Origin of the sequence: Paenibacillus sp. EZ-K15 (assembly GCF_002573715.1) — a bacterium.
Lineage (GTDB): Bacteria > Bacillota > Bacilli > Paenibacillales > Paenibacillaceae > Paenibacillus_AQ.
Genome location: NZ_PDHM01000017.1, coordinates 148,836 through 174,909, shown reverse-complemented (window position 1 = coordinate 174,909; position 26,074 = coordinate 148,836). Strand labels below are relative to the sequence as shown.

Sequence of the window (26,074 nt, the reverse complement as noted above, 5' to 3'; positions counted from 1 at the left end):
TGGAAATGAGAGCGATTCTAACGAAATCAAAAGTAATCAAGGAGGAGTACATGAAATACGCTTATGCTTACGTGCTAGATACAATGGCGGATTGGGAGCTTGGCTTTGTAATGGCAGAGCTCAACTCAGGTCAATACTTTAAAAATCGAGGGAGCCGTATTCCTGTAAAAATGGTTGGTGTATCGAAACGTCCGATCACGACAAAGGGCGGTATGACGATTCTTCCAGATTTGACGGTCGATGAGATCACGCCTGAAACCTCCGCGATACTGCTCTTGCCGGGGGCGGACCGTTGGCATGATCCCGAACATGCAGCAGTTGTTGAAAAAGCAAAACAACTACTGGACGCAGGCGGTAAAGTTGCAGCAATATGCGGAGCGACTACCGCCCTTGCAAATTCCGGTTTATTGGATGATCGACAACACACGAGCAACAGTCTGGAGTATTTGACTCTGTTCTGCCCCACATACAAAGGCGCTGCCTGTTATAAAGACGAGAAGATCGTTGTAGACGGAAATCTTATTACAACCAGTGCTGCCGGCGGACTTCTATTAGCTCGTGAGGTTATGGCGCTGCTGGATCTATTTAAAAATGAAACGCTAGAAGCCTGGTATAACTACTTTAATACTGGCGACAGTCAATATTTTCATATCATGATGGAGACGCTGCAAGAGGGTAATTCATCCTTCAGAAATTAAAACATACTCTAAAGAGTCTGCAATTGGAGTAGAGGATTGTCGGAGGATTAGAACATATACGCATAGGAAGTCGCGGAAATCGCGGCTTTTTTGCTATAACGATGTAGCGACACGGATAAATTCAGAAAGACAATATTGTTCAAAGGGGCGATTCAGGTAGTCGTTTTTTTACCAAAATCATAATTTGGGTTGCACCTAACGTAACGTAATCTTTTATACTTAATCTACCGGTGCATAGTTAGCGCTAACAAAGGAGCACTTATGAAACGAAATTGGAAGGTGGGGGATCTTGCCAAACAAACGGGACTCACCGTGCGGACTTTGCGATTTTACGATCAAATCGGTTTGTTCTCGCCATCCGGCAAGACGGAGTCCGGTCATAGACTGTACGATGAATCTGACCTGTCACGCCTGCAGCAGATTATATCGCTTAAGGAATTAGGCTTATCTTTGGAGGAGGTCAAATCCGTCCTGAACGACGAGCAGATCAGTCCAGTAGAGATCGTCAACCTGCAAATAGCCCGAATCAAAGAACAAATCAAGCTGCAGCAAATGCTTCTTGAACAGCTTCATCATGTATCCAAGTCGATGCAGGGGATGGCTCCATTAGCAGTTGAAGACTTCACCGATCTCATGCAAGCGATTAAAAAGAGCCATGAGAAGTTAGTCATCGGGCGGAGAACGAGCTGGGAGCACCATCTGGATTTATTGGGTGATTTTATTGCCGAGGAAGAGAGAGAATCGAAATCTAAGGAGGATTAACTGTGAACGAACGATTTGTCAAACATGCCACCTTCGTCGTGGAGCGGATTTATGCAGCTTCGCCTGCAAAGGTCTATCAAGCTTGGGCCGATCCGGCTGCCAAAGCAAAGTGGTTCTCAAAACCCGATATTTTTGAATTCCGTGTCGGTGGACGCGAATACAGCAGTGGAGGACCGCCAGAGGGTCCCGTCTTTACCTTTGACGCTTGCTACCAAGAGATTGTGCCGGAAGAGCGTATCGTCTATAGCTACTCCCTGGATTCGGACGACATTCGTATGTCCGTTTCGCTCACAACAGTCGAGTTCATCCCGACCGAGAGCGGCACAAAGCTGGTCTTCACCGAGCAGGGGGCATATTTCGACGGATATGATACGCCGGAAGTGCGTGAGCATGGCACGAATGAAATGCTGGATACACTTGGCAAAACACTTGAATAGGAGGTATACCCGTGAAGTCTACCATTGGTGAGAATGAAATTATATCCTTACGAGAATTCGATTTTCCGCGTGAGCGGGTCTTTGAAGCTTGGACCAATCCGGATCAGTTGGCATGTTGGTGGGGACCGAATGGATTCACCAATACGTTTCATGAATTCGATTTAAAGCCGGGCGGTACATGGCGGTTTGTCATGCATGGGCCGGATGGCGTGGACTATCCCAACCATAACGTTTTTGAGGAAATCCTGCCGTTGGAGCGAATCATACTCAGGCATTTGTCAGGCCACGAATTTCAGTTGACGGCTACATTCGAGGAACTGGGCGACCGTACAAGGGTCATTTTTCGCCAGCTTTTCATGAACACGGCGGAGTTCGAAGAAGCTAAGCAATACTGCGTCGAGGGCAATGAACAAAACTTAGATCGAATGAACGCTTTGCTGGAAGAATTAATGGCGTAGATTTTGAGAATATGCAAAAGCTATTCATTTCCCCAACAATCGAAAATAGTTATTACCAGAATACGTCGATGAACATTGTAACCCCCACTGATCAAAGGAAGAAATCAGTGGGGGTTTTGTATCTTGAGCAGGGGAATTCGACACCTTCTCGCATAACTAAACCATCAAGTTGGAAAATAGCCGCGAGAATGGATGTTTATTTTTTACTCTTTTCGACTTATAAACTCATTCGGAACATCTTCACCTTCAGGGTTATTATTTTTAATTTGGCTAAGACGTCCATTGCGATACTCCCCACCATGTACTTTGTTCTGCCGCTGACCATTATTATCCGTACGATCATGCTGATTATGATTATAGTTCTTGTTATTTGCCATTTCACATTCCACCTTTTTTCTAAGCTGTACAACATAGAGTGTGTACTGAGATCAGATTTATGCAGAAAAGTAATTTTGTTGAGTATAACCAGTATTTGTATTTAATGCATGCAAGTAAGGTTAGCATATGCCCAGTAAGCGCGATAATGCAAGAAGGTAAGACATATGTTGCCGTAGAAATACGGATCTAACTGGGCGTTTTTGCCTAATAAAGTTTGGGAAACCTAATTGACTAATTGAAGGAGAGTTGCATAAGGAGCAGGAGGTAAAGAGACTAGAAATTAAATTAATTAAAGATCCATTGGATAACAAATCGTTAATCTGACTCATCGCCCCATTCCGTAGAAAAATTAACCGTTCCCAGTGGAGGCAAGCTGTCACCGAAATCCGTTACCAATCGTGCAATGGTAGCAGAGCTGATGTACAACTACGGTCAAAAGCCGGGAAGCTTCTTAAGAATTAGAATTAAGCGAGCCGGTATTATGAAAATATACTGACGGAGTTAGAGCGGGAGAAGCCTCCCGCTCTTTTTGTTGCGCTGAAGTGATATCCCGATGTACCTTATCTTATAATCCGTTCAAAAATGATGTCGGTTCGAGAGGCTGGCTTCAGAGCAATTTGCCCCGTTCCAGTTCAGTTACCACTGCGATTTCAAGCAGTTGTTTAACTAACGGGCAGATTAGTTCAATCAAGCCACTATATTTTGAGCACCAGCAACCATAAGATTTGGTATAAAGTATAATGAGTCGAGGGGGGGACGAAATGATGAAAGTGGTCATAGTCGCTTTTGTATTTGTACTGATGTTTGCTGGATGTACTTCTAGTGACACAAGTAAAATTATCTCTGATCCCATAACCACGCCAGCGATGAATACAGTAACCGCTAATGAGTTAAATTCCCGGCACATCATCTATAATCATAACTATGACAATATGGATCGTGGGAATCATGATTTAGAGGGACAGGTTGTGATTGATTTGCAGTATTACAATGAGCATGCGATTAGCCGAGGTGATATCGTATACTTCAAAAACCCTGAAACTAAAAAGAATCTTGGAGAATACAGTATTTCTAGAGTAATCGGGCTACCTGGTGAAAAAGTAAAGATTGAAAATGGACAGATCTTTATTAACGGAAAATGGCTTGATACTTTTTACGGAAGAGCACATCGATTGGGTGATGATCTCGAAAGTTTGAAGAAAGCTTTAGAGCGTGTTGACTTAGAAGAGCACATCCGAAAAAATATTGAAAATAATGTGGATTATTTTCAACAATGGAGTATGAAGGAAATCGAGATCCCCGAAAACAGCGTTTATCTCGTAGGAGATGATTGGGTCCGCAGTAATGATAGCCTATTGTTCGGTCCATTACCCACAGATAACATTGAGGGGAAAATGGTGGGGGTAATTCGTAGTTGAGGGGATGAGTCTTACGCGCTTAAATCCGAATATCTCGATGTAATTTGAGCGGCAAACGCTGTTGACTTCAGTTTTAGATATCTTGCTTGACATCATTTGGTTTTATCTTGTAATCTGTTTCTGGAGATGAAGGAAAGGGGACTCGTATGCCAATGTGGACTTCCTTGTAATGGTTTATTGTAGGTGATCGCGTGATTCGACCTTGGCTATTTGCCATAGGTTTGGAGAATCATGCCATCCTCAACCATTTCAAGGGATACGAGAGACCGTTTATTTCACCCGCTCCCGCGAATACTTGATGTATCCGCTTTTTTTGTTTAAGGCAGCGGAAGCAATTCATCTCCAATCATGAACGACTCTCTTGTCTTCTCATAACAGGAGGTATTTCTAATCATGACGAGATTGCAAGGGAAAATCGCCATTGTCACCGGCGTAAGCCGTCCTGGGGGAATCGGAGCTGCGATTTGCCGGACTTTGGCTCGCGAAGGTGCTGATCTATTCTATACCCATCTATATGATTATGATAAAACATTATATCCGAATGACGCAGACAAGAGTTGGCCAGATTTATTTGCCGACGAACTTCGCCAGTTCGACGTTCAAGCCGCACATATGAATTTGGACTTAGCCGCTTCCGGTTCGGCTGTCAAGTTGCTTCAAGAAGTCCGGACTACGTTCGGGCTTCCGACGATCCTCGTCAATAATGCTACGTATAGCGTCGATGCCGACTTTCGTCAATTAAATGAGGCTCTCATCGATGCTCATTGTGCCGTAAACATTAGGGGTACTTTCATGTTATGTGTCGAATTCGCTCGTATGCTTGAGGAAGAGCAAAGTGCACATTCTGCTGGGTTACTCGGGGGAAGAATCATTAACCTTACCTCCGGTCAAGGAAAAGGCCCCATGCCAGGTAATCTCATCTATGCTGCAACGAAAGGAGCCATCTCCGTATTCACCGAATCATTGGCTGCAGAGTTGGCTCCGCTTCATATCACGGTGAACGCTATCGATCCCGGCCCTACCGATTCGGGCTGGATGTCCGAAGAGGTGAAAAAAGCCCTGCTTCCGAGATTTCCAATGGGGAGGATCGGTCTTCCTGAAGATGCGGCCCGTCTAATCGCTTTTCTAGCAAGTGAAGATTCACAATGGATTACCGGACAGATTATTCATTCCAGAGGCGGTTTCTAAAATAAATTTGTTTCGCCAAGTATTTTAACGATGAGTTACGGCTTTTCATTGCGCTATCGGGAAACGACAGCTTAATTAGAAAAAAGAAGGCAACCGGTCATTGTGATCGGTTGCCTTTTGTTAAACTAACGAGCAGTTTAATGGATACGATACCCTTTCTCTTAATATGACATAAGATGACATATTTATGATCTATAATAGTAGGAAATCAAGAAAGGAGCAACAAGTCATGAGCCGAAGAATAATTTTAGATTTAGCAGTTACGTTAGATGGTTTTATTGAAGGGAAAAATGGGGAAGTAGATTGGAGCATTATGGACTCTGAGATGGGGTTTATTGATTTCTTAAATCAAATCGATACGATTTTGTATGGAAGAAAAAGTTATGATTTATGGGGGCGGTTCACGCCGGATACGGATCAGTCGGATGCTGAGCAAGAATTATGGTCAAACGTTCACAGTAAAGAAAAATATGTGTTCTCCAGGACGCAAACAGGGAGCGATCATAAAGCGACATACATCAATGATCATATCCTTGAAGAAGTAAATGCATTAAAGAATAAGCCGGGTAAAGACATCTGGTTATATGGGGGAGCAAGTCTTATTACAACCTTTATTCAGTTAGGGCTGGTTGATGAATTCAGATTATCAGTTCACCCAGTCATCTTGGGAGAAGGAAAACCGTTGTTTATGGATATCAAGCAAAGGTTGAATTTAAAGCTGGTGAAAACAAGACCGTTCTCCTCTGGGGTTGTGCAGCTCATCTATCATTTGGATGGGAACGAAGTGAACCATATTAACCTGAAGACGCCTTAGTTAAAACATAACTCTGTTTGATCATTTCACGGATTTCTTCTTCTGGTACGGTGCCGTCAAGAATAATAGAATTCCAATGATCTTTATTAAGATGAAAGGCCGGAACTACTGCAGTGTATGCCTGCCGTAAGAACTCCAGCATGTCTGGTTCACACTTAACATTGATCCAAATATGATCCTCTTTTTCAAAAATCCAAGCAAAAACTTTCTTGTTTTCTTTATGTCGAATCACAGTCCAATTCTTATCACGAAACGGACGATCCTCATACGAATGGTCCAAACTCAAGCAGTAATCAATGGCTTCTCGTCTATTTCTCATCCATAACTCCCCCAACATATAAAGTATAAAAATGCCGTGACTTTAACGGCATTTTTTATGCTCTCCTCACCAATATCAAGCGTAGGACTACAGACAACATAACAAATATTGTTGTTGGAGGACAAGCCGTAACTGAAGTGATGATTCATGGGCATCAAACGAATTCAACGCACACATGCCTTAGAAATAAACATTAAATTATCAAGCTAAGCTTTTATAAATTGAAATGGGGAGGATCAAGGGTGTGCCGACTTTAACTTAGCACTTGCATCCATGTTGTACAATCCAACTAGATACGTAAAGGAGGAGATCTTTTTGGGAATTGATAATCTTGCTTCCACGCCGTACCGAAGCGCAAAGCCTGGCGAAATCATTACTTTCGGCACTTACCCGCAGTCTGCTGACGGTGCAGACAGATCGCCGATCCTGTGGAGGGCGCTGCAAAATTCAGGAAGAGAGCTGTTCATGTTGAGCGAGTATATTTTTGGACTGCAGGCGGTATCACGGCGAATGCGTGGATATTAAGTGGCGTGATAGCGTGGATATTACGTGGCATGACTGTGATTTACGCAAGTGGCTGAACGATGAATTCTATAACACCGCATTCAATGCCGCCGAAAAGGAAGTCATAAAGACGACGCACTGTACGGATAACGGAGAAGATAGCCCGGATACGGGGGATATAGTTTTTTTGCTTAGCGTGACCGAGATCAAGGAGTTATCTGATATCCACGGAAAGGAGTTACGGCACGCCGTTGGAACGGATTTTGCCAAATCGAAAAAAAACGATGGATGCAGCTTATATGTATACGATAAAACAAACAAAGATAACTATATCATCAGAAAGGGCGAAGAAGTCGGCTGTTCCTGGTGGTGGCTGCGAACACAAGCCTTCGCGTGTTTTTTTGTCGGTCCTAGTTGCAGCATTCGCAGCTATGCGAACGTCAGTCTAACCCGTGACGGCGTGCGTCCCGCTTTAAAACTTACTCTGAAATAGAAGGGGCGCTCCCTGATGGGTGAGGTTCTAACCCGGACCTTAAAGCACCACCGACAGAACGTGAGGCTGTATATAAGTTGTTTAAATACAGGGGAATGTTCACCTCGAGCCGCGCCGCTTAACGGTGAAACCGGCTTCATAATCCGTTCGGGGAACGAAACTTTGGCCGCTATATGTATACAACTACGAAACGGAAAGCTTGCTCGGGTTTAGGTATTCGATTGCAGTTTCAATCTAGCGACCATTTCGATGAAGAACATTTCATGGAAGTGGTCGTTTGTTTATGTATCGCAACCAACAAACGCCTGTCCTTCGCAGTCGGAGGTCAATGCGCATAATAAGTCGAGTAAATCAATCTATACTGGTCACTTTACTTAATGGATCTCTTTATCATCATTTTTTGTTGCAAATACAACATTGTTATATTAAAATAAACATGCGTTTTATTGCATTTACAACATAAATAAGAACAAGGGAGTCAATGTATGAAGGGAATTCTTCGTGAGATTGGCATGATCGCAAGGGCATTAGATTCCATAAGCAATATAGAATTTAAAGAATATGACCTGACAAAAGGACAGTATTTGTACCTTGTGCGAGTATGCGAAAACCCAGGAATCATTCAAGAGAAGTTAGCTGAAATGATAAAAGTAGATCGAACAACCGCAGCCCGTGCTATAAAAAAGCTTGAACTTCATGGCTTTATTGAAAAGAAAGAAGATCAACATAATAGAAAAATCAAAAAACTCTTTCCAACTGAGAAAGGGGAACGTGTGTATCCTTTTATAAAAAGAGAACATGATTATTCCAATAGGGTTGCACTAGAGGGATTTTCCGAAAGCGAAGCAGAAACCATGTTGAATCTCCTGCAGAGGGTCAGAAAAAACGTAGAAAAAGACTGGGAGTTTGTAAAAAAGGGCAACAAAAGATTGTATTGAATTATTAAAGGGAGGAGAAACCAATTGACACTAAAAATAAGAAAATGCTCGTTAGACGACCTAGCCATACTTCAAGATATTAGTGTTGAAACATTTAATGAGACATTTAAGGATCAAAATTCACCTGAAAATATGAAAGCCTATTTAGAAAGAGCATTTAACTTAAACCAATTGAAAAAAGAGATATGCAATAGTTCTTCGGAGTTCTATTTTATTTATTTTAATAGGGAAATCGCCGGATATTTAAAGGTAAACACCCATGATGCTCAAACTGAAATGATGGGTAGTGATTCGCTTGAAATCGAGAGAATATATATTAAGGGCAAATTTCAAAAACATGGGCTTGGCAAGTTTTTGCTGAATAAAGCCATGGAAATAGCGATGGAACGTAATAAAAAGAACGTCTGGTTAGGCGTGTGGGAACGAAATGAAAATGCTATTGCTTTTTATAAGAACACGGGGTTTGTTCAAACTGGAATCCATTCTTTCTATATGGGGGATGAAGAACAGAAGGACTTTATCATGACCATTGCATGCATGCAACAATGAAATGGCGTTCAGCTATATCGTGGTTGTTTGAATATATTAAATGATAAGGAGGTTGTATGATGGGTACTGAAATTGACAAAATTCATCATGTCGGGCATGTTGTCCAAGATATGGAGGCAGCATTGGAGTTGTACCGTAAGCTAGGCTTCGTATGCACGCCGCCGGCGTATCCGATGATGGCAGAACAAGAAGGGGAGGCACCTAAACCGTTTGGAGCAGCTAATGCTCATACGATTTTGTCGACAATTTTATTGAAATCGAACGATTGTGCAGGAAGGGGGGAGAATTCCCGACGACGCCCATCTTATACCGCTTTCGACTCCTCCGGCCGTAAGATCTCGAATTATAGCTTCGATCAAACGTATGGTTGCGACGATCTCTGGATGTCTCGCCCGTTTCGAGGGAACGCATATTTTGGTCTTCTCCACTTTTGATGCAATCACTTCTGCGGCTCGTCTGGAGCAGGGAAGAGTCGAACACGGAGGTGTCAATACCGTACAACGTCCAGTGGAGACGATGACCGGTACTCAACTGGTTCCTGTACGTTTATTGGAAGTCGATGACGACCAAGTGTCCGAAGGACGGTTGGCATTTGCCGAAAATCCCCCATCGGATGTATTGAAAACAAAGATTCATACGGATCATCCGAATGGGGCAATCGAGTTAGTCGAAACAATCTTGTGCGTCGAGGATGGAGAGCTTGATGCAGGTGTGGAGCGGTATCGACTTTATTTAGGAGTTGAGCCGCAAACAGAAGGGAAGGCAATTGGATTTGATCTTGGTGGTGGAGGCATTACGATCATTTCAAAGTCTCATTTAACCGATTTGCTTCCGGGAGAAGCGCTCCCTTCTTTACCGGGATTTGTTGGATATGTGGTAAAAGTGTATGACCTTTCTGTCACTCGGCTGCATCTTGAATCGAAAGGATTTCCTGTGATCGAGACGGCGGGAGGAGATATTTTTGTACCAAGCGCTTCGCTCCTTGGAATCACTCTCATTTTCAGACAAGGTTGAGAATCTGACTTCCATATGCGCCAGCTCGAACAAATTGTATGAAAGATCAAGGGCTTGCAGCATCGACTAAATACAATTGGTAAGCGCAGAACTTATTGTTCTGCGCTTTTTTTTGTCATCACCATTTGGAAAAATTATTACTTGAAGAAATAATTTTATTGACAGTATAGGATAGGGGGGTATACTATAAATACGAATTCGCCGGTAAATGATGGTCTTAAATTAACTCTCTCTTAGGCGGCCGTCGCGAGGGTTAATTTATTGGATCAATAGAACCTGGTGATATGAAGCTAAAGGAGGTTAAATTCAAAATGTCAAAACAAGGGCAGGTTCTTTCACAAGCAGATCCAAGACGATGGATGGCACTAGCATTGTTATGTCTTGCGAATTTTATGGTGATTATGGATACATCGATTATCGGAGTTGCATTGCCAGCAATCAAAGAAGCGCTTGGATATACTCAGGAAAGTTTACAGTGGGTCTTTAACGCTTATGTGATTTTCTTCGGGGGGCTCTTACTACTAGGGGGCCGATTATCAGACCTCTTTGGACAACGGCGCATGTTCATGTGGGGTTTTATGATTCTCACAGTAGCATCCTTACTCGCTGGTTTTGCATGGAACGAAGAGTCACTAAACATCGGTCGTGCACTGCAAGGATTCGGTTCCGCCTTAATAGCACCTTCAGCTCTAACCATCGTGATGATGTTGTTCAGTGGAAATCCTAAAGAATTGGGGAAAGCACTGGGTTTCTGGGGTGCTTCGGCAGCTGCTGGAGGATCAGCAGGGGTATTTCTGGGTGGTGTTATAACGGAGTGGTTAAGTTGGCAATGGACCTTCTTAATTAATGTACCTGTCGGGATTGTCGCCTTACTTTTATCTCCTGGTCTTTTAGCAAAAGGTATACGTAGAAAAGGAAGCATCGATATAGCAGGATCCATCTCGGTCACAGCATCATTGGTTCTAATCGTTTACGGCATCGTAACGGCAGAACATAACGGCTGGGGCGCACCGATCACCGTGTGGACACTTATCGCTGGGGTTATATTGTTTATCCTTTTCCTCATCATTCAGCTAATCAAAAAGGAACCGCTTGTACCCCTTCGAATCTTTAAGGCGCCTAACCTGGCTGCCGGCAATATTGCGCTTATCATGTTATCTGGTGGTTGGATACCGTTATGGTATTTCCTGAACCTGTATATGCAGCAGGTACTCAAGTTTTCAGCTTTCGCCGGAGGGGTTGGTCTGCTTCCGATGACGATTTTGATTGCTATCTTCATGATCGTTATTACGGGCAAATTGATCGGTAAATTCGGTATAAAAGCAAACATTGTGATTGGATTGATTGCCCTTGGAGGCTCAATGCTCTTGTTCTCAACCAATACGCCTGTGGATGGCAGTTTCCTTATCAATGTACTTCCAGCTTCACTTTTAGGTGCTCTCGGAATGTCTTTAGCCTATATTCCTTCTATGATGGCTGCTATGTCGGGAGCTAAGCCTGAAGAAGCGGGGCTTGCATCTGGACTCGCTAACACAAGCTATCAGATAGGATCAGCTATAAGCCTTGCTATCATGGTAGCGATCGCTGCATCAACTACGGCTTCCATATCAGATTCTGATCCTGTGGCAGCTCTTAATCATGGTTTTCAGCAAGCTTTCCTTTGGTCTGGAATCGTTGCTTTTGCGGGTGCGATATTAGCCTTGATGTTTATCCGTTCGCCTAAACAGACAGATTCATCAAACGTTCCGAAAGCTATGTAATCGTGGTTCAACAAAACTGAAGAGATGGCTAACCAGAGTAATGACTGCTGTTTTTCAACTAAAGCGTAAACAGTGGGACTTATGCAACCTCTTGATAGTTAAAAAACAAAAACGATGACTTTGTGGCATCGTTTTTGTTTATAATTGAAGATTGAATTTATCAACTGTCGGTAGACAAAAACTTATATACTTGCCGATTAGATGGATGCCTGATGTTGATCAACATTGGTCTACTAGACAGGAAACAGGAAACTTCATTCATACCAAGGCGGCGTTTCTTTTTGCCTATCGGCGATTTCCAACGCTTTAGCGATCACGGAAGATTTACCAGCCTATACGGATGATCAGGCCTTTCGGATCGCCCACTTCAAGGTAAGCGGCCTGGCCGTTGACATCGTCATATGGAAACCCGTAGGCCAAACGGTTAATGCTGTGGTCGTGCCAGAATTTAGCGTAATAATTGGCAGGTGCAGCCTGATAGTAATTCGACACGTTATTCCAGTCATTAGTCGTATATACATGGCGATTGATGGCTGCACAGGTTGCCGCATCCGTTAAAGCGCCGTCGCATCGGAAAATATCCTGTGTACTGTATGGAGCGTACCCGCCGAAATAGTTGGCATTAACGCCACCTTGTGCGAAAGAACCGTGAATCGGCGCGACGATGCGATAAGGCGCTTGAATTGTGGCCAGCGATTTGAAGGCGGCCGGAACTTCGGTCTGGAATTTGGCGAAGATTCCGTTTCGGGTCTCGGATTCGAATTCACCCACGGTCTGATCGAAGGAACCAGATTTGTTGATCAGTCGATGCTGGATTGGAAAACCGAATCCGTCGACACGTGTCGTATTGCCGTGATAGCCAGCCGCGTCAATCGTGAATTCGACGAAATCGAAATAGATATCGCGGTTTGGATCGGTCGGATTGTTCAGATCGGGGCCGGCGAATCCATCGTTATAGGTCTTCATGTACATTGGAGTGCCAACGCTAAGGAACATTCGACCCGACGTGATCCGGGGCAAGGTGACCCAGGAAGCATCGCTGACCTTGTGATAAATGTTGGCGTAGTTGATACCGTTCTTGGTTAGATGTCCTGGCGCATCATTCAAGGCGCTGGAGATGGGGATCAGATTGCCACTCAGGTCCAGATAGCTCCACTGATTGTTAACGGGATTGATGCCGAGAACGCCCCAGTATATTTGCTGGTCGGTATAAGCACCATTGGTCCCGTTCATGATCTTCACCGAAACGGCGCCGTTTGGCGGCATGGGGATCGAGGATGGATGAATGTCATAAATGGAGCCGGAAGAAGAGGGAGGTGGAATGGAACCGGCGGTGTAAGTAAAGACACCGGTGTCGTAGGCTGGGGTTCCGTTATTGTAAGTAAAAGAATACGCAATCACGTGGCCGGTGGCAATGCCTGAGATGGCCTGTTCATATCGGGATTTGCTAGCGTTGTAAGCCATTCTGAGATTCTGCTGTTCTCCGCCGTTCACTTTATAATGGACATCGACCCAATTCGTATTGACGGTGGATTTGAACCATACGGTGGCTGCGCTTCCGGATAATTCGACGCCCTGCGTATAGTCTGCAGCTTCGGCTTTCGTACCGAAGATGAAACAAGAGGTCAGCAGCAACGACAGGATCAGCAGGTAAGGCATTCTCTTTCGCATCATCAGAGTTCCTCCTTTAGAATGGGGATAAAATCAACTTCGCAATTGGGTTTGAAACGGCATCCCTCCTTTGTTTTGCGGTTACAAAAGGATTATAATCTCGTTTACCAAAATATAGTAGTATTGGAATTTCGGGATGGGGTTCGCAATTTCGGATGTGGCGCATTCATCGCGAAGTAATGACAATTGAAGGCAAACCAAAAGTCAGCTAATCATATGGATTAGCTGACTTTGTTGTTTCCCAAGCAACGATGTTCCTTGGATGTATATGACGACAGAGAGGATCAATCCATAACCACGAAATCATCATGCAATCTGCGGAGGCGGTAAGCGTTCATAGCGAATTCACGCAATTCCTCAAGAATGCTGTAATTTGCCCATGCGCCTGCAATAGCGCCGATCCCGGGCACCATCTGCAGCATTTTCCGAAAGTCCATGGCGTCGCGATACTCGATCTGAAATGTCTCCCAGTCCATATTCTTGGCGTAATCGGCATCGGAGTGCCATTGTTCCTTTTCCATATGCCAATGCTTGATGGAATGGAGCAACTTCGCACGGTTTTCCGGACCCGAAAACGTCATTTGAAATACCTTGAGAATGAATACCCGCTCGGAGAAGTGTTTAGTGTCATAACCGTAAACATGGGCCAGCTCAAACAAATATTTCATCTTGATCGCAATTAAAGCTGGAAAGTCCACCATGCTAAGCATAATGCCGCCAGCCCCTGTTCCAGCGCCCTCGGCAACCGCGATTTTTTGGTACAGGGCAAACAACTCTTTTGCTTCTTGATCGGCAGCCTCCAGTTCCAGTGTACGCTCCACCCTGCGACTTGGCGTATATTCCGCACCGAACAATGCCGTGCGAACGATTGATCGAATGGTGGTCGTAATGATGCTGTGCACCTTCGGGGGAATCAAATGATTGATCCGATTGCCGATGGTTTTCGATGTTTTTTCCAGCCAACCTGGCGGTTTGAACATTTTATGTTCCCAGTCGGCAATTTCCCTCTGTACTTTATGTTCGTAATTCATGATCAATCGCTCCTCAAAAATACTTGGCTATATTGTAACGAATATCTCCGTGTTTCGAAACAGACTGCAGGAGGTAGCAGACCTCGACTAAAGTCCAGTTTCGCATGGAGGTAAGAATAAGATGTATACGTTCATCTTAAAGGCTATCAAAGGTTATCTCATTTTCTTGATCGTTAGTAGCAGTTTTTTGAATCCATTTTTGAATCCATTGTGCAGTTATTTCCGGGTGGGAAATGGGGAACTGATGTCCTAACGGTAAGTGAGTGATTGGATTGCGGCTCCATTCATTCGGAACAGAATACTCCAAATCTTTATCTCCCCAAAGGATGTTTAGCTTGTTCAAATCAATCCCGTCAGGATTCGCTTGAATCGAATGGGGGTTTGAAATAGCTGACATTACTTCCGAAGTAGATGTTCTAACTCGAGGCGACTGCAAATCTTCCATCACGTAATCTAAATAGGAATCGGGGATCTCCTTCTCATTCAAAAAGCTTCCGTTTGCCAAGAGCCTTCTTTTGAACATCGATTTATTCATCAGTGATAAAAAGAGCTTTGTTACATGGGAAGAGCGATATTTGTAGTGTGCTGGATGTAAAACAGGTTGCAATAAAATTAACTTTTTAATTCGCTCTTGAAGTTGTTTTGCTGCGTGCGCTGCGACCAATCCCCCAAAAGAATGTCCTATTAAGATAACCGGTGATTGAAAGCTAAGGATCAAATCAACAACGGAATTCATGTATCCAACCATCGTTTGGGGATTGTGATGATAAGGTGACCGTCCAAAACCAGGCAGATCTACAAGCCAAATCGGTTGGTGAGGCAAGGAGTTTGCCAATGGAATAAAGCAATCCGCACCAGCAAATGTACCATGGAGCATGATGATCGGTATTCCGTTTCCTTCCCTTACCAGTGCAGTCAAGTTCCCAACTCGGCTATTGCGAAAATTATCGGGATAGGTTGAATTCTTATGGGACAAACGATGGTCCAAGTCAGTAATAACAAAAGGTAAGGTAGCTTGTTGAAGCGATACATTCAAACTGTGTTTATCACCTATTTCTTTACTTGACGTTGTAGGGAAATCAGGCTTTACAATAAATTCCATAGAGGCTTCAGGGATTTTCACTAATTTTTCTACTCCCAAACGAAGTAAACCTTTCATTAATTTTAGCGAAACTATGCCTACAGGAGCTTTTACACGAACTTCTTTTGCGATTGCTGTAACGAGTTCCTTCATATTAGGCGTATTATATTTCTCATCCAGCAAAAAATATGTGTTGTTTACCGGCTGATCCTCCTCAACTAAGGCAGATACCAAAGAGGCAACATGATCCACATGAACCATAGGTAACCAGTATTCTTTTCCTCCAGGGACGAGAGGCATTAGTTTTCTCCTCGTGGCATCGACCAAAATACTTAAACCGCCGAGCTGCTCTGTCTTTCCCGTTACGGAATCTCCGATTACGACGCCGGGGTTAACGACAGACAAAGGTATGCCTAGATCACGCATGGTTTGTCGAATATACATATCCGCTTTGAATTTCATTTGTTCATAGGGTGGGGCTTTCTCTAGATGGAAGCCCGTCTGATCGTCTGAGAAATTCTCCTCGTTATAAGGGCTCATAAATCCGACTATGTGTATGAATTGCTTCAAAGTTTTTTTCTGATGAACCGATTGTGCAATTGCGGCGATTTCCTTGGAGGCTTGAAGAAAGACCCGTTCTGCTGTGCCTTGATCCAGTTCTATATTCATAGGGCCACCTGCATGAATAATGATATCGGTATCCATAACTAGCTGTATGTCATTCCCCTTTAACCCCAGATTTGGCTGGGTAAGGTCGCCCAGGACGGGAACCACATTTTGATGTCCAGAAGACACGAATGAGTTTACCAAGTTGTTGAATTTGTTCATGGAACGAACCAAAACGATGATGCGATGATGTTTTGGAATAAGCTTTATGATCTGCTTTCCGATAAAACCTGTCCCGCCTGTCAAAAAAATATTCATATTTGAAATTTACTCCTTCGATCTAGTACCGTTCAGTACTAATAATGGACAAAAAATTACTTCTTTAGCAAAAATGCTATAGAAGTAAGGATATTACTTAATAACAAGGGGTTGTTTGTGGCTTTGGTGAGGAACAGTCCACCTTCTATTGAGGAGATAATCAGTGCTGCTGTTTGTTTAATGGGTGTTTGTTCCGGTAACTCTTTATTTTGAATGGCTTCCGATAACAGTTTTTCGAGTAAAGTGGTTTGGTGCTCGAAGAAATCCCTAACCATTTCTTGAACTTTGATCAAGTCATTAGAAACTTGAGTAAAGAAGGTAATAAATGGGCATCCTCCTAAGTAATCAGTTCCAGTATTATCCTCAGCTATAGCTTTCAAGAGACTTTCTAGCTTGTCAGTTACGGACAAGTCCGATCGGGCAAGAACGGTGTCGATCCGTTCTTGATAATGAATGATAAACTGGCTCATAATTTGTAGCAACAAATCCTCCTTACTTTTGAAGTGATAATAAATGTTTGTTTTTGAAACTTTACAATGGTCAACGATATCATCCATGCTTGTTAGCTGGTAACCTTTTGTTAGAAACAAATGTGCGGCAACTTGTAGTACGATATCACGATTCGATTTTCTTTTTCTTTGTTTTTCCATACTAGTACTATATAGTACTAGTATGTGAGTGTCAACTAGAAGAACCTGATGCTTCAGTGCTAACAAATCAAAAAAATGTGCAGGGAGAGTATATGTATGAACAATGACATTTTTGAAAGAGACCGCTCAGGTGAGGTTATTTCAATACGTGACCCAGAATTTTATAAAATAGCCGACGCTATTTAGCAAGCGCAGAAACTGATTGCAGAGCTAAATACGGGTTATCACAACAAAGCTAAAGTCAGAGAACTATTTAGACAGTTAACGGGATATAACGTGGATGATACATTTGAGTTGCTGCCACCGTTTTACACAGATTACGGTCAAAATATTAGAGTGGGAAAGAGGTTTTCATTAATCAAGGATGTACATTCATGGATCGGGGAGGTATCACGATTGAAGACAAGGTGTTAATTGCTCCAGAAGTAAATCTTGTTACAATCAATCATCCGATATCTCCGGCTCAAAGAAGATCTACCGTATCAAAACCAATCGTTATTAAACAAGGGGCATGGATAGGAATTGCAGCAACCATTATGCCTGGTGTAACGATCGGTAAACATTCAATTGTTTCAGCCGGAGCTGTTGTTACAAAAGATGTTCCTGATTATACAATTGTTGGTGGCATACCTGCAAAGCTCATCAAAACAATCGAAGAATAAAAACCACTGGTGAGTATTGAAATCAGTGGTTTTAGTTTTATGAATTACCGATGATATAATTAAATTTTTTCCATGATATTTACTCTTGTGAAGAACCCTTTGAGTATGAGGAACGAGATATTTAGTCTTTTTCTAGAGCCTGGCTCGGCGTAAAGGTTGCATTTCAAAGGCAGAAACCCATCAAAGCTGTAAAAACAAGAGAGCGCAAAGGCTTATGAATGCCATGTGCTCTTTTTATTGATTTTATATTACACTACTGTTATATTATACGTGTGAAATATTTATGAAGAGAGGAGCTATCTGGTGAACCTTTCTAACGTAGAATTTATGTTGCTCCAGATCCTTACTGAATTGGATCAAGCTTCAGGATACGATATTAACAAATTAATCGATCAGCGCGGCTATCGGCAGTGGGCGCATATTGGCACCACTTCGGTGTATACGGGACTGAAAAAATTGAACGAAAAAGGATTGGTCATGTCAGAAGATTCCGGTGGAAAATCTGGAAAAGGACCGATGCCGACCCGATTTGCTATTACGGAGAGTGGGACGGCTGCGCTGAAGGACGAAGTCTTATCCAGTCTCTCCAGAACGCGGGAGCGGGATCAACGTTTTGACCTTGGACTAGCGGCATTACCATTCATCGAGAAAGACGAAGCTATTGAAGCTTTGCGAAAAAGGCTGGATCTTCTTAGTGAGGCACTAAAGAACATAAAACAAACCTACGAATCGCAGGGCGGCGCCCGGCTGCCGCTTCACGTGAGATCGTTATTCCAACATCCTCTGAATCTAATCGAGAGCGAACAAACATTCGTGATGAGTCTAATCCATGAATTGTCGGAAGAGAGGAATTAATATGTCCCATATCATTCAGGGTTTTGTTCCGTATGATGGAACACATTGTGAGACCACGGCAGTGGGCAATTTGCTTCAATTTGCAGGCATCCGGCTGTCGGAACCGATGTTATTTGGACTGGGGGAAGGTTTGGGTTTTATTTATTGGGATTCGAAAAATATGGACTTTCCTTTTATCGGAGGGAGGGCGAAAACGGATACTTTGACTGCGCGTATCGCAACTAGGCTTAACTTAACTCTGAACGTTCAAGAAACAACTTCGATTGATAAAGCGAAGAAAAATGTCCAAAGCTTCATTGAACGAGGAATTCCGGTTGGGCTTAAATTAGACTCCTATTACTTGGATTACTTTACAAGTAAAGTTCACTTTGCGGGCCATTATGCAGTGATCTATGGGATGGATGACGAATACGCATATATGGCCGACACGCGACAGCAAGGCGGACTTTTGACGACACGTTTAGATCATCTGGCCATGGCCAGAAACGCCAAAGGTCCCATGAGTTCCAGGAATCGTTCCTTCACGGTCAAATCCTTCGGCGATCTTCCGCCGATGAAACCCGCTGTTCGTTCGGCATTGGCCCAAAATGCACATGACTATTTGAATCCGCCCATCCGCAACGCAGGCAATAAAGGCATCATAAAAATGAGCAGCGAAATCTTGAAATGGCCGTCCCGCAGTAAAAACTTTGAACAAGATCTGTGCCTGACCGCGTTATTGATGGAAAAGGGCGGAACCGGGGGTGCGCTTTTTCGAAACCTTTATCGGGATTTTCTGAAAGAAAGCGCGGACTTGTTGGGCGATCCCAAAGTAGAGAAAGCATACTTGCAGTTCGCGCAACTCGCTCCCATGTGGACCGGCGTTTCATCCATGATCGACCATGCCGGGAAAACAAGGAGCATCGAAAGCTTGAAACAAGCCTCAATCCATTTGCTTGAGATAGCGGAAAAAGAACGTAGATCGATGGAGTTATTGTTATAACTATGGATCCATGGCTTGGGTTGAAGTGTGGTTGCCGCACATGAGAACATATATCTTGAACAGGCCGCAATAATGCGGCTTTTTTGTATACACGATGTTTAAGCCTACCAAATGATTTTCAATTAGGTTTACCAAATGAATATCATTGTTTTCATAGGAACAAAATACTACAATTGGATTAGCGTCAACACAACAAAATTGGCATTATGATGAAATTTTTCAACTTGTCCAAATTAACAGCTAAGAGGGTAGCAGAGAGGGAAGCTGCAATGAACAACAATGAATTAAAGAGGGGACTCGAAGCTCGTCATATTCAGATGATTGCTTTGGGCGGCACAATCGGTGTCGGGTTATTTATGGGCTCGGCAAGCACGATCAAATGGACAGGTCCATCGGTGATGCTTGCGTATGCAATTGTCGGGATATTTATATTTTTCATTATGCGCGCGATGGGGGAAATGCAGTACGTAGAGCCGAGCACGGGGGCCTTTGCGACCTTTGGGCATAAGTACATTCATCCTTTGGCAGGGTATATGACGGCTTGGAGCAACTGGTTCCAATGGGTTATTGTCGGGATGGCAGAGATCATTGCCGTAGGGACCTATATGAAGTATTGGTTTCCGGATTTGCCCGGTTGGATACCAGGGATCGTCGCAATGGTGATACTCGGTGCAGCCAATCTATTCTCTGTGAAATCATTTGGTGAATTTGAGTTTTGGTTTTCGATGATTAAAATCGTAACCATCGTCTTGATGATTGTTGCTGGGTTTGGACTGATTTTGTTCGGAATTGGTAACGGTGGAAATGCGATCGGATTTTCTAACCTGTGGCAGCATGGGGGCTTTTTCACAGGTGGGTGGTCAGGCTTTTTCTTTGCCCTCTCGCTGGTGATCGGGGCTTATCAAGGGGTCGAACTGATCGGGATCACAGCAGGTGAAGCCAAGAACCCGCAAAAAACGTTAATGAGCGCGACGCAAAGTATCATATGGCGGATATTGATCTTCTATATTGGCGCGATATTTGTGATTGTAACGGTCTATCCTTGGAATCAATTGCAAGCCATCGGCAGCCCGTTCGTTGCGACTTTTGCGAAAATCGGCATTACTGCAGCGGCGGGGCTCATCAACTTTGTTGTCATCACCTCTGCCATGTCAGGTTGTAATAGCGGAATTTATAGCGCAGGACGCATGCTTTATACATTGGGAGTCAATGGACAGGCACCAAAAATATTTACGAAACTGTCCCATAACGGGGTGCCTCTGCTGGGAACGATTGGCGTACTCGTGGGATTGGGTATTGGCGTATTTTTAAGCTATATCGCACCGGAAAATCTGTTTGTGCACGTATACAGTGCCAGCGTACTTCCCGGTATGGTGCCATGGTTTGTTATTCTGATCAGTCAAATCAAATTCAGAAAAATCAAAGGGGATGCATTGGAGCATCATCCGTTCAAAATGCCCCTCGCCCCAATGACAAACTATGTGACCATCGCCTTTTTGTTTATGGTACTGGTCGGTATGTGGCTGAACGATGAGACTCGGGTTTCCCTGATTATCGGCATTGTTTTCTTAGGTATTATTGTGGTTAGTTATTATGCTTTAGGAGTTGTCAAGTCTGCTCCAATAAGTGCACAAACCGATCAAGATAATAGCGGCAAATGAATGGGCTAACATCCATTAAAAGTAACCAATAAGCATCCCTTTCTCTCTATAAGAAGAAGGGGATGTTTATTTTTAAGGTCGAATCGATCGTTTGAGATGGATACGATTCCTTGTGCTCGTGAGATAATAGGGGATAGCCGGCAACTGACCAAGCTCAATAATAATTAGGTTTGAACAGTTGCTGCTTATGGGCAGTATAAATTAAATCTTTCTTTTATACCTGCAACGACTTCTTCAGGGATCTCTCTGATCTTGATGTCTCCACCTAGAAAAAGCAGCCAATTGGTTATTTCGGTTAATTCTTCTGAATGATGAACATTGATAAAAGTCTTTAAGGTGGCTGTGGTTTGGTAAGGATTCGTATATGAAACTGAAAACTTTAAAGGATGGTATTTTTTGAACTGGGCAATCGCTTTTGGACCGAGATCAAGGACAAGGTTGATTTCTTCTTCCTGCTTACTTAGTTGTTCTAATATCTTTTTCTTACTTACTCTTTTTTTCGTAGGGTATGGTTCTACATGGGTGAGATTGTCGACAGGTACAATCCGCCTCTTTTCTTCCTCCAAGTCAAAACCTTCAATTAGCCATAAGCTTTTTTCACGATAAAGATGCAAGAGATACATGGGATAAGACTTGATTACCTTCTCTTCTTTGATGGATAGCCATAAATATCTGTCCAAAAGCAGGATCTGAATGAGCTTTTCTAACATCGGATGGGGCAGGTCAGACAGATCAAGAAGGTCGGGGTTATGAGGGTTGGTTCCTTCAAAAAGCAATATCTGATTTAACAGAACAAGGTCATCTTGCTGGTTTTCCGAGATGAGCCCTAGTAATTTTTCAGCTAAAGATTGACGACTCTTGAGATAAGGAAGTTGTTGATTTCTTGTAGCCATAAAGGCTATAAACAGAGCTTTAATTTCATTATCGGTAAAGCGGACTGTGGGCAGGACAGAGTTGTTCATGACAAAATAACCCCCATCCCTCCCAACTTCAGCGACAAGTGGCATCCCCATCGCTTCAATTTCTCTGATATCTCGAATCGCTGTCGAGCGAGAGATATTAAATTCCTGCATGATTTCAGATATAGTAAAATGGGCACGATTATTGATATAGCGCATGATGACATTAATTCGTTCAACTTTTTTCATAGGGCCTCCCCTAAACGGTATCATTTTTTGACATGGTTTAAGGATATTATAAACCCATCAAGTGAAAAGACAAATCATTTGATAAATTTAAAAAAGAGGAAGGTTTTAAATATGACAAATTATACGCTTGAGGAAAAAGACAGCTTTATCGTTTTAGGAATTGGAACTGAGCTGCAGAGCGATTACACAGACTATGCTGGCATAAACCAAGAGAAAGCAGATTTTTGGGAGGCAGTGAAACAAGATGGAAGGCTTGTCACTCTGAAGAACATCGCCGCAAATGACTACATTTTTGCCGTGAACGAAGCGGTGAACAACAAGATGATGTACTATGCTGGCGTCATGACAGAGGAATCGCTACCCGAAGCAACCAGGGTTATTCAGTTTCCTAAGGGGGAATACCTTGTTGTTAAAGGGGAAGGGAAGACGGCTGAAGAGTTGAGTAATACACTTACAGGCATTGCCTTCGGACAAGTCTTGCCAGAAGCACAGAATATTGCCTACGTTGGTGGGCCGAATGCAACGGTTGAGATGGGTCAACGGAACGGGTTAGTATTTGGTGAAGTATGGATTCCCGTTGTTAGGAAATAAGTGAACGCTTCCGATGCAAGCTTTGCTCGAAGTAGGTTCTAAGAAGTAACGCTCACAAAACTTTTAGGAGGGATGCAAATGTTCTATATTGTTGATTTTAAAAATGTATCTACGGTTGGGTTAGAATCTTCACCCGCAGCAGACGCGCTTGCTGGTTTACGAGCGAATGAAGCCCGATACTTTATGAACAAATACAAGCATGAATTTACGGTTGAACCAGCAAGCGAAAGCCAGGAGATCCTCGAATATGTGAACCGTATTTTGAAAGAAGAACGTGATATTGAGTTTGCAGCCAAACCTTTGGAAACGTCGCGTTTTCAAGTGGAAAATATTAAGTTTACCTACGTCTTTTATGAGGATGGTCTTGCGCTCAATGTCATGTATACGGTTGATGACCCTAAGAAGCGGGCCGTTGGTTTTAAGCTTTCTGAGGGGATGGAGGTACCACCGGAGTTAGAAGGAAAGTTTAAATTTGCCAGGCAGAAGTCTAAATTAGCTGGAACGATCCGGGGCTCGTTTTTCGTCATTAAGGGAGAATATTAAAGTCTTCATCAGTAGTAACTCGAAAAGTAAACACAACTCGCGGAACACGCCTTGCGGCGTGTTTTTTGCTTTTTGCAGCATTTTATCCAATCGCTCATGACGTGCATAGTCCGACCTCGCATTGGCTAGTTAAGCAACCCTACAGTTGCTTATACTGGATATATGAATTGGGACAAAGACGCTATATTCAAAGCACTAGGAGACTCGACTCGGCGGCTTATTTTAGACGAACTATCCGAACGCAACGAGCTTACGTTGTATGAACTAACGGTACGTCTCATTATGAAGCACGACCTGTCCATTTCGCGACAAGCGATAGCCAAACAACTTTCTACATTAGAAGATGCAGGACTCGTAAAATCAAAACGAAAGGGAAAATATCGAGTAGTTATATTCAACAACGAGCCACTTAAAAATTTGCTGAAAGGATGGATAGAATAATGAAAATCATTGTTACCAGTATATTCGTAAAAGATCAAGACAAGGCACTGGAGTTTTATACAGAAAAGCTGGGGTTTCTAAAAAAGGAGGACGTTCCTGTCGGAGAATTTAGGTGGATAACGCTTGTTTCTACCGATGAGCAAGACGGTACCGAGCTTTTACTCGAACCGAATGACCATCCTGCAGCCAAGGAATATCAAAAGAAAATATTTGCCGATGGCATCCCAGCAACAATGTTTGGTGTTGCAGATATTCATAAAGAGTATAAACGATTAGTGGAAAAAGGCGTAAAGTTTACTATGGAGCCGACAAAAATGGGCGAACTCACTATAGCTGTATTCGACGATACATGTGGCAACCTTATTCAGATTGTGCAAAAGTAACACGTAGGACAAGAACATACACACATAAGAAGTCGCGGAATCCGCGGCTTTTTTTGTTTTATACCCAAAACAATATATAAAACCTTATCAGCTTCAGCCCATACACGACATCGAACTCCTTCATACGTTATATGTAACCTGCCTAATTGGTTGATGAAAAGTATGATCATTTATTAATAAGGAGTTGGATAGATCGTGAAATCAGAAATTAAGCTTACTGGGCGAGTGATTTTTAAGGGTGACCCTGGTTATGAAGCCGCTCGTAAGAATTGGGATCCGCATACGGACAGATGCCCTAAAGTTTTTGTTTTCGCTCAAAAAACACAGGATGTAGCCAATGCCATAAGATGGGCACGTAAAAATAATGTCCCTATTCGTCCGAGAAGCGGAAGGCATGCTCTAGAGACCAACCTTTCACAGGTTAATGGAGGCATTGTCATCGACGTTAGCCAAATGAAGAACATTAAGTTGAATAAAAAAAGCGGCACTGTTGTAATTGAGACAGGTAATCGGGTAGGAAGAATTGTAGATAAGTTGGCGCGGCAAGGTTATATGGCTCCATTTGGTGACAGTCCAACGGTTGGTATCGGCGGAATCACACCCGGCGGGGGAATTGGGCCGCTGCAAAGAACGACAGGCCTCATCTGCGATAACCTGGTCGAACTCGAAATGGTTGATGCTAAAGGGAGAGTCATACGGGCGAACAAAAAACAAAACTCCGACCTCCTGTGGGCTACCCGCGGTGGCGGTGGCGGTAACTTCGGCATATATACCAAATATAAATTAAAAGCACTGCGCGCTCCAGCCCAAGCTACCGTATTTCGCATCACCTGGCCATGGGAGCAGTTCGAAAAAGTCGTAAAAAAATGGCAAGTATGGGCACCTAACGCCAGCACCAAGTTGGGCAGCGAATTAAGCATCGGTCCCAAAAAAGGCGGGAATGTCAGTATGTTGGGGGTGTACCTGGGATCAAAAAGCGAGGCTATCCGCCAGTTAGAACCTATTCTTAGCGTGGGGACGCCTACTCAAAAAACCATCCGGTTGCTACCATATTTAGAAGCCACGAAGTTTTTGCTGGCTCCCGATCCGATTCTTACCCAAAGGTTTAGCAACCAGTTCTCCAGCGGCTTCGGCAGACGCCCATTCCCGGATAAAGCCTTTAAAGTCATGCGTGAGTTTTTAGAAAAAGCAGAGGGAGGGACTCCAGCCGGTTTCTACTTCCTTAACTGGGGTGGGGCTGTAAGTCGGATCGCACCTAAAGCTACAGCATTCTATTGGCGAAAAGCTAAATTTTATGTCGAATGGAATAGTTCATGGGTTAAACCATCTCATGCGGCTAGAAATATTGCCTTAGCCAGGAACACCAGGAAGAAACTGCAGCCTTATATTGTAGGGTCCTATATTAACGTTCCAGACCAAGGCATAAAATGTTCAGGGCCGGTTTATTATGGAAAGAACTATGCCAGATTGAGAAAAGTAAAAGCGAAATACGATCCGAAAAATGTATTTAACAATCCGCAGAGCATTCCACCGGCTTAAAGAAACAGAGCAGCTATGGTTTGGATTCAGATGGTGTAAAAATCGTAGGGGAGGTAAATAAGCAGCAAGACGCTGATCATCGTTTATGACCAGAAGGACCGTCCTGTGTGGGATGGTCCTTTTTTTGAGTTCATTTTTATTTCGTAATTATTACGATTTTCATTGACAAAGGCAAATCCCCA

The 26,074-nt window shown here is 43.3% G+C and carries 30 protein-coding genes; 23 read left to right on the top strand and 7 right to left on the bottom strand.

Going from position 1 to position 26,074, the window contains the following annotated elements:
• Nucleotides 1-50 precede the first annotated feature (50 nt).
• The 4 genes from CRG97_RS17360 to CRG97_RS17345 all read left to right on the top strand — a co-directional run bounded on the left by CRG97_RS17360 (nucleotide 51) and on the right by CRG97_RS17345 (nucleotide 2,355).
• The gene (locus CRG97_RS17360; RefSeq protein WP_098745605.1) at nucleotides 51-698 is read left to right on the top strand and encodes a DJ-1/PfpI family protein; all 648 of its coding nucleotides are present in this window, start codon (nucleotides 51-53) and stop codon (nucleotides 696-698) included.
• 261 nt (nucleotides 699-959) lie between these two features.
• Complete coding sequence (locus tag CRG97_RS17355; RefSeq protein ID WP_098745602.1) at nucleotides 960-1,460, top strand: MerR family transcriptional regulator; 501 nt, start codon at nucleotides 960-962, stop codon at nucleotides 1,458-1,460.
• 2 nt (nucleotides 1,461-1,462) lie between these two features.
• Nucleotides 1,463-1,897 carry an SRPBCC family protein gene (locus CRG97_RS17350; RefSeq protein ID WP_098745599.1) on the top strand — a complete coding sequence of 145 codons (435 nt, stop codon included), beginning with the start codon at nucleotides 1,463-1,465 and terminating at the stop codon, nucleotides 1,895-1,897.
• A gap of 11 nt (nucleotides 1,898-1,908) precedes the next feature.
• Nucleotides 1,909-2,355 (top strand): SRPBCC family protein, encoded by a 447-nt coding sequence (locus tag CRG97_RS17345; protein ID WP_202618956.1) that lies wholly within the window; start codon nucleotides 1,909-1,911, stop codon nucleotides 2,353-2,355.
• 203 nt (nucleotides 2,356-2,558) lie between these two features.
• Here CRG97_RS17345 and CRG97_RS33300 read toward each other — a convergent pair whose 3' ends face one another.
• Entirely contained in the window at nucleotides 2,559-2,732 is a 174-nt protein-coding gene (locus CRG97_RS33300; protein WP_202618955.1) for a hypothetical protein, read from the bottom strand.
• A 762-nt stretch (nucleotides 2,733-3,494) separates the two neighbouring features.
• Between CRG97_RS33300 and lepB the strand changes: the two genes are divergently transcribed.
• From lepB to CRG97_RS17330, 3 genes are all read left to right on the top strand, one after another.
• On the top strand, nucleotides 3,495-4,151 hold the full coding sequence (gene lepB, locus CRG97_RS17340; protein WP_161952949.1) for a signal peptidase I: 657 nt from the start codon (nucleotides 3,495-3,497) through the stop codon (nucleotides 4,149-4,151).
• Nucleotides 4,152-4,544: 393 nt separating this feature from the next.
• The gene (locus CRG97_RS17335; RefSeq protein ID WP_098745591.1) at nucleotides 4,545-5,339 is read left to right on the top strand and encodes an SDR family oxidoreductase; all 795 of its coding nucleotides are present in this window, start codon (nucleotides 4,545-4,547) and stop codon (nucleotides 5,337-5,339) included.
• Between the two features lie 229 nt (nucleotides 5,340-5,568).
• Nucleotides 5,569-6,153 carry a dihydrofolate reductase family protein gene (locus CRG97_RS17330; protein WP_098745588.1) on the top strand — a complete coding sequence of 195 codons (585 nt, stop codon included), beginning with the start codon at nucleotides 5,569-5,571 and terminating at the stop codon, nucleotides 6,151-6,153.
• On the opposite strand, the gene CRG97_RS17325 is transcribed toward CRG97_RS17330, so the two are convergent.
• The gene (locus CRG97_RS17325) at nucleotides 6,134-6,472 is read right to left on the bottom strand and encodes an MmcQ/YjbR family DNA-binding protein (RefSeq protein ID WP_098745584.1); all 339 of its coding nucleotides are present in this window, start codon (nucleotides 6,470-6,472) and stop codon (nucleotides 6,134-6,136) included. The genes CRG97_RS17330 and CRG97_RS17325 overlap by 20 nt on opposite strands.
• A 315-nt stretch (nucleotides 6,473-6,787) precedes the next feature.
• Between CRG97_RS17325 and CRG97_RS33720 the strand changes: the two genes are divergently transcribed.
• The 7 genes from CRG97_RS33720 (at nucleotide 6,788) to CRG97_RS17295 (ending at nucleotide 11,730) form a co-directional block, all read left to right on the top strand.
• A complete protein-coding gene (locus tag CRG97_RS33720; protein WP_237566465.1) occupies nucleotides 6,788-6,997 on the top strand; it encodes a hypothetical protein in 210 nt (69 codons plus the stop codon).
• Between the two features lie 13 nt (nucleotides 6,998-7,010).
• The gene (locus tag CRG97_RS17320; protein WP_237566464.1) at nucleotides 7,011-7,469 is read left to right on the top strand and encodes a DUF6273 domain-containing protein; all 459 of its coding nucleotides are present in this window, start codon (nucleotides 7,011-7,013) and stop codon (nucleotides 7,467-7,469) included.
• Between the two features lie 485 nt (nucleotides 7,470-7,954).
• Nucleotides 7,955-8,407, top strand: a complete 453-nt coding sequence (locus CRG97_RS17310; protein ID WP_098745581.1) for a MarR family winged helix-turn-helix transcriptional regulator — start codon at nucleotides 7,955-7,957, stop codon at nucleotides 8,405-8,407.
• Between the two features lie 24 nt (nucleotides 8,408-8,431).
• Nucleotides 8,432-8,956, top strand: a complete 525-nt coding sequence (gene paiA, locus CRG97_RS17305) for a spermidine/spermine N(1)-acetyltransferase (protein ID WP_098745578.1) — start codon at nucleotides 8,432-8,434, stop codon at nucleotides 8,954-8,956.
• Nucleotides 8,957-9,012: 56 nt separating this feature from the next.
• Nucleotides 9,013-9,390, top strand: coding sequence for a VOC family protein (locus CRG97_RS33715; protein WP_237566463.1), 378 nt, complete (start codon nucleotides 9,013-9,015; stop codon nucleotides 9,388-9,390).
• Nucleotides 9,371-9,970, top strand: a complete 600-nt coding sequence (locus tag CRG97_RS33710; RefSeq protein WP_237566462.1) for a VOC family protein — start codon at nucleotides 9,371-9,373, stop codon at nucleotides 9,968-9,970. Before CRG97_RS33715 ends, CRG97_RS33710 begins: the two co-directional genes overlap by 20 nt.
• 311 nt (nucleotides 9,971-10,281) lie before the next feature.
• Nucleotides 10,282-11,730 carry an MFS transporter gene (locus CRG97_RS17295; protein ID WP_098745576.1) on the top strand — a complete coding sequence of 483 codons (1,449 nt, stop codon included), beginning with the start codon at nucleotides 10,282-10,284 and terminating at the stop codon, nucleotides 11,728-11,730.
• Between the two features lie 324 nt (nucleotides 11,731-12,054).
• Here the strand turns inward: CRG97_RS17295 and CRG97_RS17290 are convergent, their stop codons facing one another.
• The 4 genes from CRG97_RS17290 to CRG97_RS17275 form a co-directional block, all read right to left on the bottom strand.
• Complete coding sequence (locus tag CRG97_RS17290) at nucleotides 12,055-13,404, bottom strand: glycoside hydrolase family 64 protein (protein ID WP_202618954.1); 1,350 nt, start codon at nucleotides 13,402-13,404, stop codon at nucleotides 12,055-12,057.
• A 281-nt stretch (nucleotides 13,405-13,685) separates the two neighbouring features.
• Nucleotides 13,686-14,432: an EcsC family protein gene (locus tag CRG97_RS17285; protein ID WP_098745573.1), complete on the bottom strand. Its 747-nt coding sequence runs from the start codon at nucleotides 14,430-14,432 to the stop codon at nucleotides 13,686-13,688.
• Nucleotides 14,433-14,568: 136 nt separating this feature from the next.
• Nucleotides 14,569-16,437, bottom strand: a complete 1,869-nt coding sequence (locus tag CRG97_RS17280; RefSeq protein ID WP_098745570.1) for an alpha/beta fold hydrolase — start codon at nucleotides 16,435-16,437, stop codon at nucleotides 14,569-14,571.
• Between the two features lie 56 nt (nucleotides 16,438-16,493).
• Nucleotides 16,494-17,087: a TetR/AcrR family transcriptional regulator gene (locus tag CRG97_RS17275; RefSeq protein WP_098745568.1), complete on the bottom strand. Its 594-nt coding sequence runs from the start codon at nucleotides 17,085-17,087 to the stop codon at nucleotides 16,494-16,496.
• A 374-nt stretch (nucleotides 17,088-17,461) separates the two neighbouring features.
• Between CRG97_RS17275 and CRG97_RS33295 the strand changes: the two genes are divergently transcribed.
• The 4 genes from CRG97_RS33295 to CRG97_RS17255 all read left to right on the top strand — a co-directional run bounded on the left by CRG97_RS33295 (nucleotide 17,462) and on the right by CRG97_RS17255 (nucleotide 21,247).
• On the top strand, nucleotides 17,462-17,749 hold the full coding sequence (locus tag CRG97_RS33295; protein WP_202618953.1) for an acyltransferase: 288 nt from the start codon (nucleotides 17,462-17,464) through the stop codon (nucleotides 17,747-17,749).
• Nucleotides 17,750-18,049: 300 nt separating this feature from the next.
• Nucleotides 18,050-18,604, top strand: coding sequence for a PadR family transcriptional regulator (locus CRG97_RS17265; protein ID WP_098745565.1), 555 nt, complete (start codon nucleotides 18,050-18,052; stop codon nucleotides 18,602-18,604).
• 1 nt (nucleotide 18,605) lies between these two features.
• Entirely contained in the window at nucleotides 18,606-19,586 is a 981-nt protein-coding gene (locus CRG97_RS17260; protein WP_098745562.1) for a BtrH N-terminal domain-containing protein, read from the top strand.
• Nucleotides 19,587-19,855: 269 nt separating this feature from the next.
• A complete protein-coding gene (locus CRG97_RS17255; RefSeq protein WP_098745558.1) occupies nucleotides 19,856-21,247 on the top strand; it encodes an amino acid permease in 1,392 nt (463 codons plus the stop codon).
• 185 nt (nucleotides 21,248-21,432) lie between these two features.
• On the opposite strand, the gene CRG97_RS17250 is transcribed toward CRG97_RS17255, so the two are convergent.
• Entirely contained in the window at nucleotides 21,433-22,395 is a 963-nt protein-coding gene (locus CRG97_RS17250) for a helix-turn-helix transcriptional regulator (RefSeq protein WP_098745556.1), read from the bottom strand.
• Nucleotides 22,396-22,506: 111 nt separating this feature from the next.
• Between CRG97_RS17250 and CRG97_RS17245 the strand changes: the two genes are divergently transcribed.
• From CRG97_RS17245 to CRG97_RS17225, 5 genes are all read left to right on the top strand, one after another.
• On the top strand, nucleotides 22,507-22,986 hold the full coding sequence (locus CRG97_RS17245; RefSeq protein ID WP_098745553.1) for a GyrI-like domain-containing protein: 480 nt from the start codon (nucleotides 22,507-22,509) through the stop codon (nucleotides 22,984-22,986).
• Between the two features lie 78 nt (nucleotides 22,987-23,064).
• Nucleotides 23,065-23,529 carry a phage tail protein gene (locus tag CRG97_RS17240; protein WP_098745550.1) on the top strand — a complete coding sequence of 155 codons (465 nt, stop codon included), beginning with the start codon at nucleotides 23,065-23,067 and terminating at the stop codon, nucleotides 23,527-23,529.
• Nucleotides 23,530-23,691: 162 nt separating this feature from the next.
• Nucleotides 23,692-23,970, top strand: coding sequence for an ArsR/SmtB family transcription factor (locus CRG97_RS17235; protein WP_098745547.1), 279 nt, complete (start codon nucleotides 23,692-23,694; stop codon nucleotides 23,968-23,970).
• On the top strand, nucleotides 23,970-24,353 hold the full coding sequence (locus tag CRG97_RS17230) for a VOC family protein (RefSeq protein WP_098745544.1): 384 nt from the start codon (nucleotides 23,970-23,972) through the stop codon (nucleotides 24,351-24,353). Before CRG97_RS17235 ends, CRG97_RS17230 begins: the two co-directional genes overlap by 1 nt.
• Nucleotides 24,354-24,548: 195 nt before the next feature.
• Nucleotides 24,549-25,892 carry an FAD-binding oxidoreductase gene (locus CRG97_RS17225; RefSeq protein ID WP_098745541.1) on the top strand — a complete coding sequence of 448 codons (1,344 nt, stop codon included), beginning with the start codon at nucleotides 24,549-24,551 and terminating at the stop codon, nucleotides 25,890-25,892.
• Nucleotides 25,893-26,074: the final 182 nt, after the last annotated feature.

Coding starts and splice junctions, on each gene's coding strand:
- CRG97_RS17260 (WP_098745562.1), top strand. CDS start 18,606: ATGTCCCATATCATTCAGGGTTTTGTTCCGTATGATGGAACACATTGT.
- CRG97_RS17280 (WP_098745570.1), bottom strand. CDS start 16,437: ATGAATATTTTTTTGACAGGCGGGACAGGTTTTATCGGAAAGCAGATC.
- CRG97_RS17255 (WP_098745558.1), top strand. CDS start 19,856: ATGAACAACAATGAATTAAAGAGGGGACTCGAAGCTCGTCATATTCAG.
- CRG97_RS17325 (WP_098745584.1), bottom strand. CDS start 6,472: ATGAGAAATAGACGAGAAGCCATTGATTACTGCTTGAGTTTGGACCAT.
- CRG97_RS17275 (WP_098745568.1), bottom strand. CDS start 17,087: ATGGAAAAACAAAGAAAAAGAAAATCGAATCGTGATATCGTACTACAA.
- CRG97_RS17360 (WP_098745605.1), top strand. CDS start 51: ATGAAATACGCTTATGCTTACGTGCTAGATACAATGGCGGATTGGGAG.
- CRG97_RS17295 (WP_098745576.1), top strand. CDS start 10,282: ATGTCAAAACAAGGGCAGGTTCTTTCACAAGCAGATCCAAGACGATGG.
- CRG97_RS33295 (WP_202618953.1), top strand. CDS start 17,462: ATGGATCGGGGAGGTATCACGATTGAAGACAAGGTGTTAATTGCTCCA.
- CRG97_RS17335 (WP_098745591.1), top strand. CDS start 4,545: ATGACGAGATTGCAAGGGAAAATCGCCATTGTCACCGGCGTAAGCCGT.
- CRG97_RS17285 (WP_098745573.1), bottom strand. CDS start 14,432: ATGAATTACGAACATAAAGTACAGAGGGAAATTGCCGACTGGGAACAT.
- CRG97_RS17330 (WP_098745588.1), top strand. CDS start 5,569: ATGAGCCGAAGAATAATTTTAGATTTAGCAGTTACGTTAGATGGTTTT.
- CRG97_RS17245 (WP_098745553.1), top strand. CDS start 22,507: ATGACAAATTATACGCTTGAGGAAAAAGACAGCTTTATCGTTTTAGGA.
- CRG97_RS33715 (WP_237566463.1), top strand. CDS start 9,013: ATGATGGGTACTGAAATTGACAAAATTCATCATGTCGGGCATGTTGTC.
- CRG97_RS17290 (WP_202618954.1), bottom strand. CDS start 13,404: ATGATGCGAAAGAGAATGCCTTACCTGCTGATCCTGTCGTTGCTGCTG.
- CRG97_RS17240 (WP_098745550.1), top strand. CDS start 23,065: ATGTTCTATATTGTTGATTTTAAAAATGTATCTACGGTTGGGTTAGAA.
- CRG97_RS17235 (WP_098745547.1), top strand. CDS start 23,692: ATGAATTGGGACAAAGACGCTATATTCAAAGCACTAGGAGACTCGACT.
- CRG97_RS33300 (WP_202618955.1), bottom strand. CDS start 2,732: ATGGCAAATAACAAGAACTATAATCATAATCAGCATGATCGTACGGAT.
- CRG97_RS17355 (WP_098745602.1), top strand. CDS start 960: ATGAAACGAAATTGGAAGGTGGGGGATCTTGCCAAACAAACGGGACTC.
- CRG97_RS17250 (WP_098745556.1), bottom strand. CDS start 22,395: ATGAAAAAAGTTGAACGAATTAATGTCATCATGCGCTATATCAATAAT.
- CRG97_RS17310 (WP_098745581.1), top strand. CDS start 7,955: ATGAAGGGAATTCTTCGTGAGATTGGCATGATCGCAAGGGCATTAGAT.
- lepB (WP_161952949.1), top strand. CDS start 3,495: ATGATGAAAGTGGTCATAGTCGCTTTTGTATTTGTACTGATGTTTGCT.
- CRG97_RS17230 (WP_098745544.1), top strand. CDS start 23,970: ATGAAAATCATTGTTACCAGTATATTCGTAAAAGATCAAGACAAGGCA.